At 77.6% G+C, this 2,162-nt stretch carries 2 protein-coding genes; both read right to left on the minus strand.

The window, feature by feature from the left end; translation table 11 throughout:
* Positions 1 to 32: 32 nt before the first annotated feature.
* Complete coding sequence (locus ADY01_RS35070) at positions 33 to 956, minus strand: ribokinase (protein WP_049580884.1); 924 nt, start codon at positions 954 to 956, stop codon at positions 33 to 35.
* Positions 953 to 2,162: ADP-ribosylglycohydrolase family protein (locus ADY01_RS35075; RefSeq protein ID WP_049580885.1), on the minus strand; the 1,210-nt coding region annotated here is incomplete at its 5' end. The genes ADY01_RS35075 and ADY01_RS35070, both read right to left, overlap by 4 nt.

Raw genomic sequence — 2,162 nt, forward strand, 5'->3', positions numbered from 1 at the left:
GGGCACGGCGGAGGAGGAGGGGGTCTGCTCGTTCATCGGACTTCCTCGAGGTGCGACTCGTGCACGGCGTCGATCTCCTGGCGGGTCGGCATGGACGACGAGGCTCCCGGGCGCTGCACCGCGTGCGCCGCCGCCGCGGCGGCCCAGGCCATCGCCTCGGGCATCGGGCGGCCCTCGCCCGCGGCCACCGCGAGCGCGCCGACGAACGTGTCGCCCGCGGCCGTGGTGTCCACCGCCCGTACCGGCAGCGCGGGGACGGCGATCGGGTCACCGCCGCGCGCGGCGTAGAGGCTGCCGGCCTCGCCGAGGGTGATGACGACCTCGGGCACCAGGTCGAGGAACGCCACCGCGGCGCGGCGCGGCACCTGGTGGCCGGTCAGGGTGGCGGCCTCGTGCTCGTTGGGCACCAGGAGGTCGGTGAGGGCGAGGAGTTCGTCCGGCAGCGGCTGGGCGGGGGCGGGGGTGAGGATGGTGCGCACCCCGTGCGCGCGGGCGGCGCGCGCGCCCGCGAGCACGCCCTCCATGGGGAGTTCGAGCTGCATCAGGAGGGCGCCCGCGCCGGAGATCCGCGCCTCGTCGCCGGGCTCCAGGGTGGTCACGGCGCCGTTGGCGCCGGGCACGACGACGATGGAGTTGCCGCCGCCGTCGTCCACCACGATGTGGGCGATGCCGCTCGGCCCGGGAACGGTGCGCAGCCCGGCCGTGTCCACCCCCGCGGCGTCGAGCGCGGCGCGCAGCCGGGGGCCGAACTCGTCGTCCCCGACCGCCCCGATCATGGTCACCTCGCCCCCGGCGCGGGCGGCGGCGATGGCCTGGTTGGTCCCCTTGCCGCCGGGGACCGTGCGGAACTCGCGCCCCGAGACGGTCTCGCCGCGGCGCGGGGCGGCCCGGGTGTACGCGACCAGGTCCATGTTGGTGGACCCGAGGACCGCGATGGCCGGGGCACTGCTGGTCATACGGATGCCTCCAGGGTGAGGGTGGCGAGGGCGTCGAACCCGATGCCGTCGAAGCCCGCGACGGTGCTGGCGAGCCGGTTCCCGAGCGGGTGGCTCCACCGGGCGGGTATGGCCCCGGGCGAGCCGGCCAGCGCGCCGGCGAGCGCACCGGCCGTCGCGCCGTTGGAGTCGGTGTCCCAGCCGCCGGAGACCGCGCGGCAGATCGACGCGGAGAAGTCGCCGTCCGCGTGGGTGAGCGCGGCGGCCAGCAGGGCGGCGTTGGGCAGCACATGGACCCAGTGGTGGTCGCGGTAGCGCTCGTGCAGCCGGTCCACCACGGCGTCGAAGTCCCCCGCGGCGGGTGCCTCGCGGGCGGCGTCGGTGCCGAGGCGGACGGCCTCGGCATAGCGGGAGGCGGGGGGCACGACGGCGAGCCCGGCGCGCAGGCAGGCGTGCACGTCCGCGTCCCCGCCCGCGGCGGCGGCGGTCGCGGCGGCGGCGAACATCGCGCCGTAGACGCCGTTGGCGGTGTGGGTCAGCACCGCGTCCGCGTGGGCGCGCTCGGCGGCGGCGCCGGGGTTTCCCGGGTTGGTCCAGCCGAAGACGTCGGCGCGGATCTGGGCGCCGATCCACTCGCGGAACGGGTTGTGGCGCCGCGCCGTCTCCGGCGGCTCGATCCCGGCCAGCAGGTTCCGGTAGGCGACGCGCTCCGCGGTGAACGTGCGGCCCGCGGGCAGCTCCTCCAGCCACAGCCGCGCGACGTCGTCGGTGGTGAAGCCCTGGCCGTGGCGGCGGAGCAGCAGCAGGGCCAGGAGCGGGTAGTTGAGGTCGTCGTCCTCGGGCGCGCCGTCCAGGGTCTCGGCGAGCGAGGTGGCCGCGGAGCGGCGGTTCCACGGGTGGGCGGCGAGCAGCCCGGGAGGGACGCCCGCCTCGGTGAACCAGGTCGTCAGCGGCCAGTTCCCGGCGGCCCGCGCCAGGGCGCGGATCCCCTCCAGGGTGACCTTCTCGACCGGCTTGCCCAGCACGCAGCCCGCCGCCCGGCCCAGCCACGCGGCGTGCAGCCTGTCGTGGGTGGCCGCGCGCCCGGCGCCCGCCGCCTCCGGCCAGTCGGGGCAGGCGGCCTTGATCGCCGCCAGCGAGGTGGGCTCGCGGTCGGTCAACGGCGAGGGGAGCGCGGCCAGTTCGTCCAGCAGCCCGGCGGCCAGGGCGCGCAGGGCGGGGGCGGGC

Source organism: Streptomyces sp. SBT349, assembly GCF_001083795.1.
GTDB lineage: Bacteria > Actinomycetota > Actinomycetes > Streptomycetales > Streptomycetaceae > Streptomyces.

Excerpts from the sequence above, each read along its gene's own strand:
- ADY01_RS35070 (WP_049580884.1), bottom strand. The coding sequence starts at position 956 with ATGACCAGCAGTGCCCCGGCCATCGCGGTCCTCGGGTCCACCAACATG.